Source organism: Flavobacterium sp. TSSA_36 (assembly GCF_051547165.1).
In the GTDB taxonomy this organism is placed as follows: domain Bacteria; phylum Bacteroidota; class Bacteroidia; order Flavobacteriales; family Flavobacteriaceae; genus Flavobacterium.
Genome location: NZ_JBPTTP010000001.1, coordinates 512227 through 531801 on the forward strand (window position 1 = coordinate 512227; position 19575 = coordinate 531801).

Annotated in this window: 14 protein-coding genes; all 14 read left to right on the plus strand. The window is 37.4% G+C overall.

What is annotated here, in order from left to right; all coding sequences use genetic code 11:
- The first annotated feature begins 107 nt into the window (after positions 1-107).
- Positions 108-980 (plus strand): aldo/keto reductase, encoded by an 873-nt coding sequence (locus tag ACSVH7_RS02235; protein ID WP_438065062.1) that lies wholly within the window; start codon positions 108-110, stop codon positions 978-980.
- A gap of 420 nt (positions 981-1400) precedes the next feature.
- The gene (locus ACSVH7_RS02240) at positions 1401-1790 is read left to right on the plus strand and encodes a hypothetical protein (protein WP_438065063.1); all 390 of its coding nucleotides are present in this window, start codon (positions 1401-1403) and stop codon (positions 1788-1790) included.
- 218 nt (positions 1791-2008) lie between these two features.
- The gene (locus tag ACSVH7_RS02245; protein ID WP_438065064.1) at positions 2009-2761 is read left to right on the plus strand and encodes an SDR family NAD(P)-dependent oxidoreductase; all 753 of its coding nucleotides are present in this window, start codon (positions 2009-2011) and stop codon (positions 2759-2761) included.
- Positions 2762-2891: 130 nt separating this feature from the next.
- A complete protein-coding gene (locus tag ACSVH7_RS02250; RefSeq protein ID WP_438065065.1) occupies positions 2892-4040 on the plus strand; it encodes an ATP-binding protein in 1149 nt (382 codons plus the stop codon).
- Positions 4041-4250: 210 nt separating this feature from the next.
- On the plus strand, positions 4251-4856 hold the full coding sequence (locus ACSVH7_RS02255; RefSeq protein ID WP_438065066.1) for a sigma-70 family RNA polymerase sigma factor: 606 nt from the start codon (positions 4251-4253) through the stop codon (positions 4854-4856).
- Between the two features lie 120 nt (positions 4857-4976).
- The gene (locus ACSVH7_RS02260; protein ID WP_438065067.1) at positions 4977-6146 is read left to right on the plus strand and encodes a FecR family protein; all 1170 of its coding nucleotides are present in this window, start codon (positions 4977-4979) and stop codon (positions 6144-6146) included.
- Between the two features lie 212 nt (positions 6147-6358).
- On the plus strand, positions 6359-9940 hold the full coding sequence (locus ACSVH7_RS02265; protein ID WP_438065068.1) for a TonB-dependent receptor: 3582 nt from the start codon (positions 6359-6361) through the stop codon (positions 9938-9940).
- Between the two features lie 16 nt (positions 9941-9956).
- Positions 9957-11408 carry a RagB/SusD family nutrient uptake outer membrane protein gene (locus tag ACSVH7_RS02270; RefSeq protein WP_438065069.1) on the plus strand — a complete coding sequence of 484 codons (1452 nt, stop codon included), beginning with the start codon at positions 9957-9959 and terminating at the stop codon, positions 11406-11408.
- Positions 11409-11504: 96 nt separating this feature from the next.
- The gene (locus ACSVH7_RS02275; protein WP_438065070.1) at positions 11505-12425 is read left to right on the plus strand and encodes a dihydrodipicolinate synthase family protein; all 921 of its coding nucleotides are present in this window, start codon (positions 11505-11507) and stop codon (positions 12423-12425) included.
- Between the two features lie 15 nt (positions 12426-12440).
- Entirely contained in the window at positions 12441-13628 is a 1188-nt protein-coding gene (locus tag ACSVH7_RS02280; RefSeq protein ID WP_438065071.1) for a kelch repeat-containing protein, read from the plus strand.
- A gap of 61 nt (positions 13629-13689) precedes the next feature.
- Complete coding sequence (locus ACSVH7_RS02285) at positions 13690-14934, plus strand: MFS transporter (RefSeq protein ID WP_438065072.1); 1245 nt, start codon at positions 13690-13692, stop codon at positions 14932-14934.
- A 102-nt stretch (positions 14935-15036) separates the two neighbouring features.
- The gene (locus ACSVH7_RS02290; protein WP_438065073.1) at positions 15037-17115 is read left to right on the plus strand and encodes a GDSL-type esterase/lipase family protein; all 2079 of its coding nucleotides are present in this window, start codon (positions 15037-15039) and stop codon (positions 17113-17115) included.
- Positions 17116-17179: 64 nt separating this feature from the next.
- Positions 17180-18367 (plus strand): AGE family epimerase/isomerase, encoded by a 1188-nt coding sequence (locus ACSVH7_RS02295; protein WP_438065074.1) that lies wholly within the window; start codon positions 17180-17182, stop codon positions 18365-18367.
- A 14-nt stretch (positions 18368-18381) separates the two neighbouring features.
- The gene (gene nagA, locus ACSVH7_RS02300) at positions 18382-19497 is read left to right on the plus strand and encodes an N-acetylglucosamine-6-phosphate deacetylase (RefSeq protein ID WP_438065075.1); all 1116 of its coding nucleotides are present in this window, start codon (positions 18382-18384) and stop codon (positions 19495-19497) included.
- Positions 19498-19575: the final 78 nt, after the last annotated feature.

Genomic DNA, 19575 nt, shown 5'->3' on the forward strand with positions numbered 1-19575 from the left:
TGTTACTATTTTAAGTAAGAATTATGATGGTATCTATTAATTTTTATGAACTTTGAAGAATTAACTTTTAAACGCAGGTTAAATTAAAAAATAATCAAAATTCGAACATGACTAAATCTTCTTTATCACCTATTATTGCTGGCGCTATGAATTGGGGCATTTGGGACAAAAATCTCAAAACCAAAGAGATGGAAAATCTCATCAAAATCTGTTTTGAAAACAAAATCACCACTTTTGATCACGCTGATATTTATGGCAGCTATACCACTGAAGCTCAATTTGGAAAGGCACTATTTAACGCTAAAATTAATAGAGAACAAGTACAATTGATTTCGAAATGTGGCATTCAGATGGTTTCCGCAAAAAGAAACAATACTGTGAAATATTATGACTATTCGAAAGAATACATCATCAAATCAGTGGATAATTCTTTGAAAAATCTTAAAACTGATTTTCTGGATGTTTTTCTTTTACACCGACCAAGTCCGTTGATGGAAGCCGACGAAATTGCAGAAGCGGTTGAAAAATTAAAAACTGCTGGTAAAATTATTGATTTTGGAGTGTCCAATTTTACCAGTTCACAAACGGAATTGATTCGACAAAAAACTCCGATTTCATTTAACCAAATTCAATTTTCGGCGACTGATTTTCAACCAATGGTCGATGGAAGTCTTGATTATATGCAATTGCACCACATTCGACCTTTGAGTTGGAATCCGCTAGGGAGTGTTTTCCGTCAGGACAATATACAAACCTTTCGATTGCGAAAATTATTGGCCACTTTGGTTTCGAAATATGAAATGGGCGCTGATTCCATTTTATTGGCTTGGATTTTGAAACATCCGGCGCAGATTATTCCTATAGCAGGTACTGTAAATATTGCTCGTATTCAGAATTTACTCAAGGCATCGCAATTGGTTTTGGACCAAGAAGATTGGTTTGCGATTTGGACCGAGAGTATGGGACACGAAGTTCCTTAGTAGTTCAGATGTAACCAAAAAAGTAATTTGTTGCCTTTTAACCCCGATAGGAGCGGCATCCTTTTGTATCGCTGGGTTTTTTTCGCCCAGCGATACAAAAGATATAGCGGATAGCGGGGCGTTATGTGGGAGTTACACAAATGAAATCAATTAGAAAATAAGTACTTGTTTCCGCAAGAAGTTTACAATACAAAAGTGTGAAAATTGAAAACATTAACAGAAGTCAGAAAGTTTCGAATCTGACAATTAATAAACGAAAACTGAAGTATGAAAAATTTGCGGTTTAATTGTAATTTTAACTTACCATCGTAACAGCCGTTTTTAGGGTAACGAAATGATAGCCTACCCTTATACAAATAAAAAATTATAAATTTACAATTTAAACGAAAATAGAAACCTTTTCCAACTAAAGCAATTTTTATGAAACTAAGAATTTTTCTGATTTTTCTGATTTTTAACTTTACTACAAGTCTTTTTTCTCAAGAGACAGCCAAACCATTGACTGATACTGAAATTATGCGTAATGTTTCAATAATGGATATTGAGGGAGTAAAATATGAAAAAGTTAAAGTAACTCTGAAATCCATATCGCCAGATTACTTCTTTTCAGACATATACAAAGTTAAAGTCCTTATAGTAGATATGGAAAATAAAGAAGTTTGGAAAAAAACTCTGAAAAATGTTTATCTCTATGTTTTTTCTGACGGACAAATACAAGTGGGAAAACCCAATTTCAACAAGATCCATATACAGAAGAATGATTCAGGATCATTTAATGGCAAGATAAGAGAAAAAGAAGGTGTATATTAGAATTTAGACAAAATAACACCTGCATAAAATAGATGCCCTATTGGATTTGGGTATTTGGCTTAATGGAAAAATAGTTTTGTTTTTAAAATATTAGTCCTTAACCGAAAATTTATTCCTCCATAATCCGCTACATAACCAAGCCGACAAACGTCATTACTAGACCAGCCCTCTTTGTTGCTGTTCCAAAAAAAACTATTTATTATTTATAAACCAGATTTATGACCAAAACTGCCTTAATTACAGGTGCGACAAGTGGCATCGGAAAAGCAACCGCTACACTTTTGGCCCAAAACAAATTCAGAATCGTGCTTTGCGGCCGTAGAAAAGAAAGACTTGACGCTCTTAAAAAAGACTTGGAACAATTTACACCTGTTCATACCTTGTGTTTTGATGTTCGCGATAAAAAAGCGGTTTTTGAAAGCATTGCGTCTTTACCGGAAGCCTTTGCGGATATTGATATTTTGGTAAACAATGCCGGAAACGCCCACGGTCTTGATTCCATTCAAAATGGAGATATGGAGGATTGGGACGCTATGATAGATATCAACGTCAAAGGATTGCTGTATGTTTCTAAAGCGATTATTCCAAAAATGATTGCTAAAGCATCGGGACATATCATCAACATTGGTTCGATTGCGGGTAAGGAGGTTTATCCGAATGGGAATGTGTATTGTGCGTCAAAATATGCGGTGGATGCGCTAAACCAAAGCATGCGTATGGATTTGAATCCGTACGGCATTCGCGTGGGTGGGATTCATCCGGGCATGGTGGAAACCGAGTTTAGCGAAGTGCGTTTTAAAGGCGACACGGAACGCGCTGCTACTGTTTATAAAGGTTTAACGCCTTTGAAACCTGAAGATATTGCGGATATTATTCATTTTGTGGTGACACGTCCTTATCATGTGAATATTGCGGACTTGATTGTGTATCCCACGGCTCAGGCTTCGCCCACTATTGTAAAAAGGAATTAACATACTTTAATCTACAAGAACTATCTAGACTTTTATTGCATTCAAAAAAAGCTAGGTAGTTCTTTTTCTTTACTATACCATCAAAAAAGTGTACTTTTAGAGACCTAAAGTCTATAAAAGCCGCCAAGTCATGATTAACAAACGCTTGCTTATCAAAAATCTATTAGCTCACAATGATGAGAGCAGTTTTTATGACAAAAAAAGACAGTTGAATCTTCATTCTCGGGAGGGAAAAGGGAAGTTTTTGAAACATATTTGCGCTTTGTCCAACTCCAATCCTACTAATAATTCCTATATCGTTGTGGGGGTAGAAGATCAAGACAATACGATTGTAGGCGACGATTTTTTTGATGATAGCCGCATTCAAAACTTAGTCAATGCGTTCTTGGAAAACCCGCCTCAAATTCAGTACGAAAACATTCCTTTTCCGCATTTGCCCAAAGACAAAGTGGTGGGACTCGTGACGATTAAACCAAATGCTAAAACTTCTTTCTTTAAAAAAGGAATTCATACCATAGTAGCCCATACGGTTTTTATCCGAAGGGGAAGCAATACACTCCCGATTGAAGGAGTTATTGAACGCCCGCATCAAAACACCGAAACAGTCATTGCCATAGAAAACAATTCTCGCAACAGCATTGCTTATACGTTAGATGGTGTGATTGATTTTATGAATTTTCGCCACAAAGATATGTCGCCCAAATACAAAGTTTTCAAGGAATTATTTGTGATTTGTTGGGCCGGAATACCCAAACCCTACAAAGGAAAAACTTATTTATCAAGAGTTGATATTGCCTTAATTAATGAGCAAATCAAGCTGTTTTATTCGGCTCAGGATGTGGTAGAAATCATTTTTGACGAGGATACCTTTACCATTATTGAATATGTACCCTTGGGACTCAATGACAAAACCAGTTATTATCCCTTGGAGCAGCAAACGATTCGATTTCACGACAATGGCTACTACAAAATAGATCGGAAATTTTTGTTTGAACCACCGGAATTCAACACCAAAATGTTGTATCATATTTACAATGCGAACAATGCTTTGCTACACAAACTAGAAAAAGGACAATTGCTAAACGATAGGGAATTAAAAGATTTGGAAAACCTTCCTTCTACCTTGATGATTTGCTACCTCAACGGATTTGAAGATGCCAAACAAAAACTAATAGACGCTAAAGCCCTCCTAAAACCTTACAAACAAGTGTATTTATCCTTTAAGGAAGCACTTAGAATTCTTAGGAAAATGAAATATGACAAAGCCATTGTTGAATAAGCTACTGCGAATACAAGTCCTATTTAAATTTTACACAAAAAACAGTAAATTAAAGTAACTGCTATCTTTTATTCCCTATTTTAATTAATTTTTCACCAGAAAACAAAAAGAAATAGCCCTTTTTGCAAGGATACTTTTTTTAATAAAAAAAAGAAAATGCAGCTATATTTTCCTATGTTTGCAATTCCTTAACACTATTTTAACCATTTTATGAATTCATCCTCAACGGCTACCGATGAATCTTTGATCCTATCACAAATTGCCAATGGCAACGAATGGGCTTATACACAAATGGTAGGAAAATATTGGAAAAAAGTAGTGTTACACGCCCTAAGTTTTGTCAAAGCTTATCCGATAGCCGAAGAATTAGCACAAGATGTATTCATTAAAATTTGGGAAAAAAGACAGAAATTAGAACAAATTCAAAGTTTTGATAACTATCTTTTTATTGTGAGTCGCAATTTGATCATTTCTCATATTCGAAAAAAACTCATAGAAACCGCTTCTTTAAAAGAAGAAAAACTACAAGAATTATTTCTCAAACCGGACGATCAATACGAACTAGAAGAACTCAATTCCATCATTCTTCAAGGTGCCGATTTATTGACTGATCCCCGAAAAACCATCTTCATTTTGAGCCGATTAGAAGGCAAAGACACCGATTATATCAGCAAGGAATTAGGCCTAGCCAAAAGAACCATTCGATGGCATTTGCTGGAAGCCCTCAATTTTTTAAGAACACATCTAAACAGTCAATATGGGTGGTGTTTTTGGATAATTTTTTCATTTTCTTTATTTTTTTTTCTAAAAAAATAAGCTTATAATCAGACTTTTAAAAAATATTTTTGTTTTTTTTCACTTTTTCATTGCCACTTTCGCTAGCACAACGCGTCTTTATTTTTAGAAGGGTTGTAATGCGTTCAAAACCATAAATCTATGTATCAAAAAAAAGAATTTAAAACGTTAATGCGGCAGTATGTTTCAGGAGAAATTACTGCTGAGAGCAAAGTGCGTTTACTTCAAATGATAGACGATCCGCAATACGCCAAAGATCTTGAGGGTATCCTTCGGAAAAATTATGATCAAATTCAAGAAGGGTCCGCTGACTCAGAGGCAACCACTACTTTTATGGAAGCGTTAAAAGAAAGAATGCATCCAAAATCAGAACAAGACGAGGAAGAAACTATATCCCTTTATGTTCATTGGAAAAAAATCGTAGCCGCTGCCAGCATACTCTTGCTTTTAGGAATAGGCTATTACAACTACACCCCAAAAACAACCCTTCCCACTGTAGTTGCGGTTGAGAAAAACAAAATCACCCCTGGCACTTCGGGCGCAATACTCACCTTGGCGGATGGTTCACAAATTGTACTCGATAGTGTGGCCAACGGCGTTTTGGCTAATCAAAATAGCACCTTAGTTTCCAAAAATGGGGGAACTTTAATTTACTCTGGGGGAAAAACTAAGCAAGTCGCCCTAAACAGTATGACGACTCCAAGAGGAAGGCAATTTCAAGTAGTACTTTCAGACGGGACTAAAGTTTGGCTCAATGCTTCGTCTTCCATCACATTCCCAACCACATTTATACAAAACGAAAGAAGAGTGACTATCACAGGAGAAGCTTATTTTGAAGTAGCAAAAGATAAAAATCATCCTTTTATCGTTACCGCAAATGCAACCGAAGTAAAAGTACTAGGAACGCACTTTAACATCAACAGCTATCCTGAAGAAAAAAGTACCAAAACCACACTTTTGGAAGGAAGTGTACTCGTAAGCAACAAAAAAGAAAAGTCACTTTTGGAACCTGGCCAACAAGCCACCCAATCTAACATAGGAACTTTAAGTGTAAAGAAACTTGAAAATTTTGATGAAGTAATGGCTTGGAGAAAAGGCTTGTTTTACTTCAATAATACAAGTCTTGAAAATGTGATGCAACAAATAAGCCGATGGTATGATGTAGCAATCGTTTTTGAAAAGGGAGTCAATGCGCGCAATTTTGATGGCGAAATCAGTCGGGAGTTGAATTTAGATGACGTCTTAAAAATTTTAGAAACCAATAACATTCATTTTAAAATAGAAGGAAAAACAATAAGGGTAATCCCCTAAAAACATTGATTTGTGATCCAAAAAAAAACCAGCACATGTTGGAAGCATTGCTGGCTTATTTTTCTTCTTGAAAAGAAAATTAAAATTGGAAAAACAAATCAATAACCAAGCAAGGAAATTTTATTATTAACCAAATTCATTACAAAAGTATGAAATTATTACCAAAATGCAAGTCAAGAAATTCTTGGCTTACCCCTAAATTCTGGAAAGTTATGAAGTTATCAACTGTATTGATAATTGCTTTTACCCTTCATGTTTCAGCAGCTGTTTCTTCTCAAACCATTACCTTCTCAGGTAAAAAGGTACCTGCAAAAAAGGTATTGAACGTTATTAAAGAACAAACCAATTACGTTTTCTTTTATGATGTAGCCATTTTAAACAAAATCGACCCTGTTTCTATGGAAGTAAAAAACGCGACCATAGAAAATGTATTGCAGAAAATTTTTATGAATGCTCCCGTAAAATGGATCATTCAGGGTAATGTTATCTCATTAGTACCTAAAAATGAGCTTTCCATTAGTAAAATTCAAAGTAGTAGTACTCAAAAAAAGATCAAGGGAAAGGTAGTAAACGAAAAAGGGGAACCACTACCTGGCGTAAACATTCTAGTGAAAGGAACTAAAATCGCAATACAAACCGATTTTGATGGAAGCTTTGCGCTCAATGTTCCCGATGAAGCTACCGAATTACTAGCCACTTTTATTGGTCTTCAAGATCAAGTTGTTAAAATTGATGGCGACAAAGACCTTTTAATTGTGTTGAAAGAAATTGGCCAACAAATGAATGAGGTAATCGTAGTAGGATATGGTTCTCAAAACCGTAGAGCGGTAACCACTTCGGTATCGAAATTAGACAAAAAAGTGTTGGAAAACGTTCCGTATTCTAACGTGACTCAAGCTTTGCAAGGAAACGTGAGTGGGGTTATTGTTCGAACCGCTTCGGGACAACCGGGTAAAGCCTCCAATATTTTGGTGCGTGGCGGTACCTCGATAGACAATCCTTCGGGCGCCACTCCTCTGTATATTGTTGATGGGGTAATTCGTTTGCAAATAGACGACATAAACCCTGCGGATATTGCCTCATTGCAAGTATTAAAAGATGCTGCTTCTACCTCAATTTATGGAGCAAGAGGATCGAATGGGGTAATTATCATTACCACTTCGAATGGAAAACCTGGAAAAACAAAAATTTCATACGGGTATTCTACTCAATTTAGTCAAGTAAACAAAAAATATAATTTTCTTGGAGGCGAAGACTTCATCCGTCTTTCGAGATTAGGAGTAAAAAATGCGGCAGACATCTTAGGAGGCTCTCGTCCTAACGCTAGAGATAATCAATTAGCCGGTGCCACTCCTTATGGAACAGGTAATAACCTAACATCAGGCACTCCGTTTGCTAGTTTACTCAAATCGAGTTTAACTCCAGATGCCATTGCCACATTGCAAGGCAAAGGTTGGCAAGAAATGGTAGATCCTTTGAACAATGCCAATATCATTATGTATAAAAGCACGAATTGGAATGATGTTTTGTTTCAAAATGCCATTACACAAAACCATAATTTGAATTTTAGTGGAGGAAATGACCAAGCCTTATTCGATTTGAGTTTAGGCTATTTAAAAGGAGACGGAGTTACGATTTTTACAGGCTATGAGCGTTTTACTTCCAAAATGAATGCTTCATTTAAACTGGCTGACAACTTTACAGTGAATGGAAAAATGCTCTATGCTAGATCCAACAACAATCAAGTCGTGAGCAATAGTGTGGTGTTTAACCGTTACTTAGGCAATGCACCTACTACTAAATTTTTATTAGAAGACGGATCTTTAGCTCCAGGTCAAAACAACATCAATGGAAATCCTTTGTACCAAATGGGTAAAGTTAAAGGGATCAACGAAAACGAAAAATTACAACTTGGTGTGGATGCAGATTTGAGAATTACCAAAGATTTGAATTTCGTGCCTTCGATGTCCTTGTATAGCGAAAACAATGCGGGCAACGTGTTCCAACAAGCTTTTTTGAACGGGACCGGTGTTTTGGACAACTCTAGAAATGCTTCACAGTTTAATAATCGTTATTTTCAAACACAATTTGAAGGGGTTTTCACCTATAAAAAGGAGTTAGAATCTATCGGTAATTTTGAAGCCAAACTAGGAGGCTCTAATTACAACCGAGTAATTAAGGCATTCAATGCCGCAGGTAAAGGCAGCGCATCGGATGTAACCGAAACCTTAGATTCTTCTCCCATTCCAGTATCTGTTTTTGCAAACAACAGCAAACTTGTAATTAATGGTGTTTTCGGACGATTGAATTACGATTACAAAGGCAAATATTTGTTTACGGGTTCCTTCCGTTATGATGGTGCTTCTAGTTTAGGACCAGACAATAAATTTGGATTCTTCCCAGGAGTTTCTGTAGGATGGAATGCGCACGAAGAAGGATTTTGGCAACATGTACCTAAAGTGGTTTCTTCCTTAAAAATGAGAGCCAGTTATGGCGTAAATGGTAACCTTGGAACGCTTGGTGATTTTCAAGCAGGAGGACTTTATTCAGGTTCTACCAATGGTTTGGCCAATAATTACAACGGACAAGCTGCCATAGTAAACTCTCAAATTGCCAATCCTGGATTGAAATGGGAACAATCAAAAACCAACAATATCGGTTTTGATCTAGGTATTCACCAAGACAAAATCCGCGTGATTGGAGATTTCTATAACAAACTCACTACCGATTTGTTAACCAATTTGACCTTACCTTCTAACAGTGGATTCTCTACCGTTTTGACCAATTTAGGAGCTTTAAGAAGCAAAGGGTTTGAGATGGAAATTAATGCTGCTATTTATAATAACGAAGATCTTAAAATCAATGCGGGTTTCATTATCTCTCACAACGTAAATACTATCGAAAAACTTCCATTTAATGGTAACTTGAATAACCGAATTGGTGGAACTGAAGTTTGGGATGCAGCAACAGGTAAATATAAATTTGTTGGAGGATTACAAGAAGGCCAAAGAATTGGTGACTTTTATGCGCATAAACAAATCAAAATTTTGTCTACACAAGCGGAAGCCGATGCGTATAATGCCATCTACAGAGACACCTATGTTAGTAAAACTTCTGCAACTGGAGGAAATCCTAATGGTATAAAATTACCTGGTGATGCCATCTTCGAAGATACTGACGGAAACAAAATAATTGATAGCAAAGACCGTAAATTTATGGGGAATATGTTCCCGAAATTTGTGGGAGGTTTCAATTTTGATGTAAATTACAAAGGCTTCTCATTGACTGTTAGAACTGATTATTCTTTGGGGGCTACCATCTATAACGAAGCCAGAGCCCGTTTTGTAGGTCAGTTTCAAGGAAACTACGGTTTAATTGCTGAGAGTTTACAATCTTGGCAAAAAGAAGGAGATATCACTAATGTACCTCGTTACCGTTGGGCGGATCAAACCAATCAAAACAACCTTTTCCGTTCTGAAGCGAGTGGAGCTGCTTACAACACCAATATGTTTCAAGGTAACAGCCGTTATTACGAAAGTGGAGACTTCTTGTGTTTAAGAGAAATCACCCTTGGTTATACTGTTCCAAAATCTTTTGTCGAAAAAATCAAACTTTCTTCAGCTAGAGTGTATGTTACGGGAAGCAACTTGTACTATTTCACCAAGTATAGCGGATTAAGCCCAGAAGTACAAGGAATTGATGGAGGATCTAGCCAAGGACTCAATTCTGCAGGAGCAACAGGTACCTATCCAGTTCCAAGAAATATCATTTTTGGAATCAATATTAGTCTGTAATTTTAAAATCAATACCATGAAAAATAAACATATCCTATATATATTTTTAGTTGCAGGACTTACCCTTTTTGGATCTTGCGCTGATGATTTAGACCTTCAATCTGAAAGTAGTATCACCTCAGATGCCTTTTGGAAAACCGAAGATGATGCCAAAGCTGCTGTAAATGGCTTATACTATAGTTTTAGAACTCAAACGCAACAAAATTACTATTTGTTGGGAGGAGCTCGCAGCGCTGAGATTAAAGGTGGTGTTCAATCGCCTTTGAATCTCGCTAATTATTACAACAACAACCTCAATGCTCAAAATATTGATGTAGACTGGAGCGGATTGTACACTGTAGTACAACAAGCCAATTTAATTTTAAAATATGTGCCTACTATCACTTTTAGTCCTGCAACGGTCAAAGAACAAAAACGTTATTTGGCACAAGCCTATACTATGAGAGCTTTGGCTTATTTCATCATGGCGCGTTCTTGGGGCGGTGTTCCTATTGTAACAACTCCAACTGAAAATACCAATCAAAACGAGTATATCATTCCTAGAAACACAATTGAAGAAACCTTTGCTTTTATTAAATCGGATTTAGAATTAGCGTTGAACAATTTTCCTGATGAAACGAACAACAAGGTACAATTGTCAAAATCAGCTGCCAATGCGTTAAAGGCAGATGTTTATCTATGGACTGCTAAGCAATTGGGAGGCGGAACAACAGATTTGAATGTGGCGCTTACCGCAATAAATGCCATCACTCCCTTAACTTTATTACCCAATTTTAAAGATGTCTTTAGTTACGCTAACAAAGGAAATGCTGAAATCGTATTTGCCATTCGTTATTCTTTGACTGATGTTACTTCAAATTTACAAGACAATTGGAATTCTTTTATGTATGTAGGTCCTTCAGATTTTTCTGGAGCGACTGCCTCAGCAGCGACTGCCTTGTTCGGAACTTTAGGTTCTGGTTCTGGAAATGCGGGAATTTCTAGAGTACAGCCCGATGCTTCTCGCTTTACTTTTTCGGCTACAGACACAAGAAAAGATGCTACTTTCTTAACCTTAAGAAATACTGCCAATACCGCCGATGTTGTTACAGGTTTAATGAAATACAACGGGACTGTAGATGGATCTTTAAGAAGATTTACTAGTGATATCATCATCTACAGATGGGCAGATATTCTTTTGATGAAGGCCGAAATCAAAAACGCTTTGGGTCAAGATCCAACAACCGAGATGAATCTTGTAATGCAACGAGCAGACGCAACTGCTTCATTCACTAATGGTACTCAAGCCGCAAACGACGATACCATATTAAATGAACGTTTAAAAGAGTTAGCTTTTGAAGGAAAAGCTTGGTGGGATTTGGTACGTTTTAATAAAACATCTTGGGTACCTTCAATGACTGGGAAATCCATCTTATTTCCAATTTCTCAAAACACCATCAACTACAATCCAAAGATTAAACAAAATTAAGGACTGCTAAACCCTTTTTTACTGAAAATGACTGAGTCGACTATGCATATAGTTCGGCTTGGTCTTTTACACTCCATTATTAAGATTAAAAAAAACATGAAAACAACTCATTTACAAGGGCTTATAGCCGCACCATTCACTCCTTTTGATGCTAATGGTCAATTAGATTGTAGTCGCATACCCGAATATTATTCCTTTTTAAAACGCAATAAAGTAACCGGTGCTTTTATCAACGGATCTACAGGAGAAGGTGTTTCATTAACACTCGAAGAAAAAAAAGCGGTTGCACAAGCTTGGGCCGATTGTTCTAATCACGATGCTGATTTTAAAGTCATGGTTTTCCTTGGAGGAACTTGCTTGAACGATTGTATTGATTTGGCCAAACATGCTTATGAAATAGGGCTATATGCTGTTTCGCTGACGGCGCCATTTTATTTTAAACCGGCCAATGTAGAGATGCTGGCACAAGCGTGTATTATGGTAGGTGAAAGTGTGCCCAATATGCCTCTGTATTACTATCATATTCCAGTATTAACTGGAGTAAACATTCCAATGTTTGATTTGGTACAAGCTTTGGATGGTCAACTCGACAATTTTGCAGGAATAAAATACACACACGAAGATTTTATGGACTTTCAAAGCTGTATGAGTTATAAAGAAGGAAAATATGACATGCTTTGGGGACGTGATGAAAATATGCTCTCCGCTTTAGTATTAGGAGCCAAAGGAGCCGTAGGAAGTACCTTTAATTATGCAGCGCCTTTATACCATGATTTGATAGCAGCCTTCGAAAACAATAATCTAACGAAAGCAAGAGAATTACAACAAAAATCCATCAATATGATTCGATTACTAGGAAAATATGGTGGAATTTCTGTTGGAAAATCATATATGAAAGTCACAGGATTGAATCTAGGAGATTTCAGATTACCCGTAAAAAACATGACCTCATCCCAATTTGAAGCCTTTCAAAAAGATGTGCAAAGTTTAGATTTTAAGAGCTTTAAATCGAATTAATAGCGTCGATTAAAAATGAAAACGATAAGAAATCTACTGTTTTCTTTCACACTAATCCTAATAATCATGCCAAATAGCACTTCACTTTTTGCTCAAACAAATATAAATCCTAACATAGAATGGAAAACAGCCGCCCATATGCAAGACCTACAAGGGAAACCAATATTAGGATTGGCTGGAGCGATAAATGGAGTACACAAAGATGTTTTGATCGTGGCTGGTGGCGCAAATTTTCCTGAAAAAATGCCTTGGGAAGGAGGACAAAAAAAATACTATAACACAATACAAGTCCTAGAAAAAAAAGGCGACAACTATAGTTGGAATACCGAAGTTGACACCTATTTACCTGAACCTATAGCCTATTGTGGTGTTACGTCCACAGACTTAGGAGTGGCTTATGTGGGAGGAGAAAATAAAAATGGTTATTCTAAAAAAGGATATCTTTTAAAATGGGGAAAGGCAAAAAATGAAGTCACTTTCTATCATCTTCCAGATTTGCCCAAAGCACTATCAAACATCGCTTTAAGCAATTACGAAAAAGTACTGTATGCCGTAGGTGGAGATGAAACACAAAATTCCTCAAAAGATTTCTATAGCTTAAACTTGAATGAAACGCATTTGCAATGGAAAAGATTAGCCGATCTTCCTTTGGCATTAGCCAATGCTACTGCGGTAGTCCAAGAGACTAAGGAGGGTCCGTGCCTTTTTGTTTTTGGAGGAAGAACCAAAAAAGTTTCAGGAATTAGCGAATTACACAGCACTACTTTTTCGTACAACTTCAACCAGAAACAATGGAAAGAAGTAGCCTCGATAACTGATGGGAATACAATTATGAATTATTCCGCAGGAGCTGCTGTTCCTCTAGGCAAAAGTAAAATTCTACTTCTAGGTGGTGACAACGGTGAAATTTTTCATCGAATAGAAACCTACTTATCAAAAATAGCACTTGCCGAAACTACAAAAGAAAAAGAAGTACTACTAGCCCAAAAAAACGAACTCGTTACCCAGCATCAAGGTTTTTACAGAGGAATTCTAGCCTACGACACAATCACTGATTCTTGGGAAAAAATAGGCGAATTACCCTTCCTTACTCCAGTAACTACAAATGCTTGTTTGTGGGAAGAAGCTATTGTTTTATCCAATGGCGAGATAAAACCTGGTGTTCGAACACCTAATATAATGATTGGAAAGATAACAGAATAAAATCAATAGCGCTTCTACAAAGAAGTATCCTGATTTATAAAATACAGTAATGATTACTTTTATGAAAAACTCAAAATATTATCCGTGGATAGTAGTAGCCCTGCTCTGGTTTGTGGCATTGCTCAATTATATGGACCGACAGATGCTCGCCACGATGCGTCCTTCGATGGAGCAAGACATCCCTGAATTGGTTTCAGGAGAAAATTTTGGTCACTTAATGGCCATCTTTCTTTGGATTTATGCATTGATGAGTCCTATTTCGGGCATTATTGCTGATAAAATGAACCGAAAATGGTTAATTGTAGGCAGTTTGTTTGTTTGGTCATTAGTAACATATGCTATGGGATATGCTACAAGCTACCAACAAGTCTATTGGCTAAGAGCCTTAATGGGAGTTAGTGAAGCATTGTACATTCCAGCGGGACTGTCGCTTATTGCCGATTATCATCAACAAAAATCCAGATCCTTGGCCATCGGAATTCATATGACAGGTCTTTATGTGGGATCGGCTTTAGGTGGTTTTGGTGCTACCATTGCTGGAGCGTATTCTTGGCACAGTACTTTTCATTATTTTGGATTGATTGGCATTGTGTATGCAGTGATTTTAATCTTCTTTTTGGCTGAAATAAAAACGGCTACAAGTACCAAAACTGAAATAAAAAATGACTCTCCTTCCGAAAAAAAGGACGTTTTAAAAGGCATTGCCCTTTTATTTTCTAATCTTTCTTTCTGGATTATATTATTCTTTTTTGCTACCATTAGCTTACCGGGTTGGGCTACCAAAAACTGGTTGCCTACTTTATTCTCTGAAAATTTAGGCATCGCCATGGAACAAGCAGGGCCATTGGCTACCATAACCATCTCTATTTCTTCCTTACTTGGAGTACTATTTGGGGGGCTTCTCTCGGATATATGGGTACAAAAAAATATAAAAGGTCGAATTTACACGAGTGCTATTGGATTGAGTTTGACCATTCCTGCGCTATTGCTCATAGGCTTTGGAAATTCAATTGTGCATATTGTAAGCGCAGGCCTTTGTTTTGGGGTGGGATATGGCATGTTTGACGCTAATAATATGCCTATTCTTTGTCAGTTTGTCTCTTCAAAATATAGAGCCACTGCCTATGGAATTTTGAATATGACAGGCGTAGGTTGTGGCGCCATAGTAACTTCTATTTTAGGAAAATACGCAGATAATGGAACTTTAGGTTTTGGCTTTGCAATGATGGCCGGCATCGTCGTTTTGGCTTTGCTAGTTCAGCTTTGCTTTTTAAAACCTCAGGTCAATGATTATTGCGAAGCATAAATAAATCGTATTTGTTTTGAGTGGTTAAGTTGAAATTTGGTTGTTGTATCTACTGAGGCGAGATTCACCTTTCGTCTCGGTAGATTATTTAAAAAAAACACTATGTCTTTTATCAAAAAATCTTATTGTCTATTTTTCCTGATGTGGGTTTGGTTCGTTGATGTGGGTTTCGCACAAACCAAAGTCGCTTGCATAGGCGATTCTGTTACGGCAGGGTATTTATTGGGGAATCCAACATCGGAGGCCTATCCGTCTGTTTTACAATCCTTATTGGGAAAAGAGTATGAGGTAAAAAACTTTGGTCACAGTGGTGCGACACTTTTAAAGAAAGGACACAAACCCTATTTTAAAACCAACGAATACAAAGAAGCAATCGCCTATCGTCCGGATATTGCTATTATCCATTTGGGACTCAACGATACCGATCCTCGAAATTGGCCCAATTATAAACAAGACTTTCAAAGCAACTATAGTGAACTAATCACCACTTTAAGGCAACAAAATCCAAAAGTAAAAGTATTCATCTGCAGGATGAGTCCAATTTTTAACGAACATCCTCGTTTCAAATCGGGCACAAGAGAATGGTTTTGGGAAATCCAAGCACAGATCGAACACGTTGCCCAAGTAAATGAAGTTTCGTTAGTTGATTTACACGAAAAGTTATCCTCACGCCCAGACCTTTTCCCAGATGCTTTACACCCTTCCAAAGAAGGCGCTACGATTTTGGCAACTACGGTATATTCCGCTATCAGTGGCAACTTCGGCGATTTGGCTTTGGCACCTATTTTTACAGACAATATGGTTTTGCAACGCCAACAACCTATTCCTATTTATGGAAAAGCCAATGCGGGAGATCAAGTTGAAGTGGTGTTTCATTCTCAAAAAAGAACTGTAGTAACCGATGCTAATGGCAAATGGAACGTTCAATTTCCGGCTATGCCTCACGGAGGGCCATTTGAAATACAAGCAAAAACCAAAACTAAAAGTATTACTTTGAAAAACATCCTCTTAGGTGATGTTTGGTTGTGCTCGGGACAATCCAATATGGCGTTCCCACTCAAAAAATCAGAAAACGGAAAAGCCGAAGTTGCATTAACGAAAGTCAATACACAATTGCGTTTTTTTCATTACCAACCCATACAAGAAACCAATGAATCCGCTTGGGACTCCCTGACCTTGGCCAAAACCAATCAGCTGAATTATTTCTCAGGAAATTGGAAAGTATGCGACTCTGTTACAGCCAAAGATTTCTCGGCAATTGCCTATTACTTCGGGAAAAAAATTATCCAAGAAGAAACCATCCCTATCGGGTTAATACAAGTAGCCGTGGGTGGCTCTCCCATTGAATCTTGGATAGATCGTTACACTTTGGAACACGACAACAAAGCAGTAGATGTTTTGTACAACTGGCGCAAATCAGATTTTTTGATGCCTTGGGTAAGAGAAAGAGCCGATATAAATTTAAAAAATAGTACAAATCCCAAACAGCGTCATCCCTACGAACCCTGCTACAATTTTGAGGCAGGAATTAAGAACGTTACATCCTTTCCTATCAAAGGGGTACTTTGGTACCAAGGCGAAAGCAATGCACATAATACCAATTGGTACGAACATTTGTTTCCGATAATGGTAGCAAGTTGGCGTAAGGCTTGGAAGGCTAATTTCCCTTTTTATTTTGTACAACTTTCTAGCCTCGATCGTCCTTCTTGGCCAGAATTCAGAGCGATGCAAAGTCACTTGTCTCAACAAACGCCTAATAGTGCTATGGCGGTAAGTATCGATTATGGTGATGAAAAAGACGTACATCCAATACAAAAAAAAGAAATCGGTGACCGACTAGCCAGAATAGCTTTGAAGGAAACCTATAAAAAAGACATCGTCGCTTATGGACCAATACCCGTAAAAGTAACACTAAAAGGCGATGCGTTATGGATTTCTTTTGCCTCTGTCAAAAAACTGATGACCAAAGAACAACAACCCCTAAAAGGATTTGAAATCGTATCAAAAACTGGGGAACACATAGCCGTCGAAGCGAAGATTATGGGCAATCAAGTGGTGATATTCCAACCGAAAGGAACAACTATTCAATCAGTATTGTATGCTTGGAAACCTTTTACAAATGCCAATTTAATCAATGAAGAAGGATTGCCTTGTTCCACTTTTTCGCTGGATGTTCTTTAGGCATATCCGAATTACGTAAGTGAATGTAATCAAAAAAATAAATGACAATAATTAAATAATAAAAATGAGCTATTCAAAAACAGAACTTCAAAACTTAAAAGAATTTTATCAAAATCAATTAGTACACGATACAATTCCTTTTTGGTTTCCTCGCTCGATAGACACCCAATTTGGCGGGTTCTTACTGATGCGTGATCACGATGGAAGTTTGATTGATGACGATAAAGCAGTCTGGATTCAGGGTCGCGCTTCTTGGTTATTGGCCACCCTTTATGCAACGGTTGAACCCAAAAAAGAATGGTTAGAGGCATCAAAATGTGGGGTAGATTTTTTGAACAACTATTGCTTTGACAATGATGGACAAATGTTTTTTCACGTCACTCGTCAAGGACAACCGATTCGAAAAAGACGGTATTTCTTTTCGGAAACCTTTGCAGTGATTGCTATGGCAGCTTACGCAAAAGTGAGCGGGGATGAAGCTGTTGCTGAAAAAGCTCGTTTTTTATTTGGAAAATGTATCGAATACGCAACAACTCCTGGGTTATTACAACCCAAATATACCTCAACCCGACCATCCAAAGGGATTGGAGTTCCTATGATTATGATCAATACAGCTCAACAATTACGAGAAACGATTGGCGATCCTCGCTGCGATGAATGGATTAGTAAATGGATTGATGAAATTGAACGCGATTTTGTAAAAGATGACATTCGATGTGTAATGGAACAAGTGGCACCCGACGGCAGTATCATCGATCACATTGATGGTCGCACCCTAAATCCCGGTCATGCAATCGAAGGTGCTTGGTTTATCTTGCACGAAGCCAAATACCGCAACAACGATCCCCATTTAATTGCCTTAGGCTGCAAAATGCTAGATTATATGTGGGACCGCGGATGGGATAAAGAACATGGAGGCATTCTCTATTACAAAGATGTGTACGATAAACCCGTTCAAGAATATTGGCAGGACATGAAATTCTGGTGGCCTCATAACGAAGTAATTATCGCTACTTTATTGGCTTTCACGATGACAGGCAATGAGAAATATGCACAATGGCACAAAATGGTGCATGAGTATGCCTATGAAAAATTCCATGATGCTCAAAATGGCGAATGGTTTGGTTACTTACATCGCGACGGAACCATTGCTCAAACCGCCAAAGGAAACTTGTACAAAGGGCCATTCCATTTACCACGACAAGAATGGTATTGCCTTCAGATTTTAGAGGAGTATTTGAAAAAAAATTAATGACCATTTAAAAAATGAAAAAAGCACTTTACAACGGAATTATTCATACCGGTGAGGCACTACTCAAAGATAGCGTTGTGGTGATCGAAAACGGAGTTATCCTTTCCATTCAAAATGAAATTCCGCAACACGTTGAGCTGATAGATTTGAAAGGGAATCACCTATCGGCTGGCGCCATTGATATTCAAATTAATGGTGGTGAAAAATTTTATTTTAGTCAGTATCCAACAGAAGAAACCCTACAAGACATTTATGAAACAAGCTTGAAATATGGCACTACGCATACGCTTCCTTGTTTGATTTCTTCCTCAAAAGAAACCATTTTACAAGGCATTGAAGCCATCCAATCTTATAAAAACAAATACAACAACGGCGTGTTAGGCATGCACTTAGAAGGACCTTTTTTGAATCCTTTAAAACGGGGAGCTCATAGCGTAAAACAGGTTCGAAAACCTACTACTACCGAACTTGAAGAAATCATCAAATACGGGAAAGACGTCATAAAAGTAATGACGATTGCCCCAGAATGTTTTACTGAAGACCAATTAGACTTGCTTTTAGAAAGTGGCATCGTACTCTCGGCGGGACATTCAACGATGACCTATCAAGAGGCGCAATATTATTTTTCAAAAGGCATTCAATTAGTAACACATTTATTCAATGCTATGACACAGTTTGGACATCGAGAGCCAGGCTTAGTAGGTGCTGTTTTTGAAAACGACACCATTTATGCACCCATTATTTTGGATGGTGCACATTGCGATTATGCCGCAGCCCGAATAGCTTATGCCTTAAAAAAAGACAAGCTGTTTTTGATTACAGATGCCGCTTTTTTAGGCCGAAAAGTAGAAAATTTTAAATGGGAAAATTTTGATGCGCATCTCGACAATGGTTTCTACCGCAATGATGAAGGCAATTTGGCAGGTGCCAGTATATCTATGGAAGAAGCCATTCGAAATGCCATACAACATTTGAATATTGAAGTAGATGAAGCCATAAAAATGGGCACTTCACGTGTAGCAAAAGCCATAAAAATGGAAAATCAATTAGGTAAAATCCAACCCGGATTCCCAGCAAGTTTTCTTTGTTTTACTCCTGATTTCTCAGAAGTAAGGGCATTAGTATTGTAATGAATAACTCGTTATAATACCTCATCAAATTCATTCACAGAATAGTAATCACAACCAATGGTTGAAATACAAATAAAA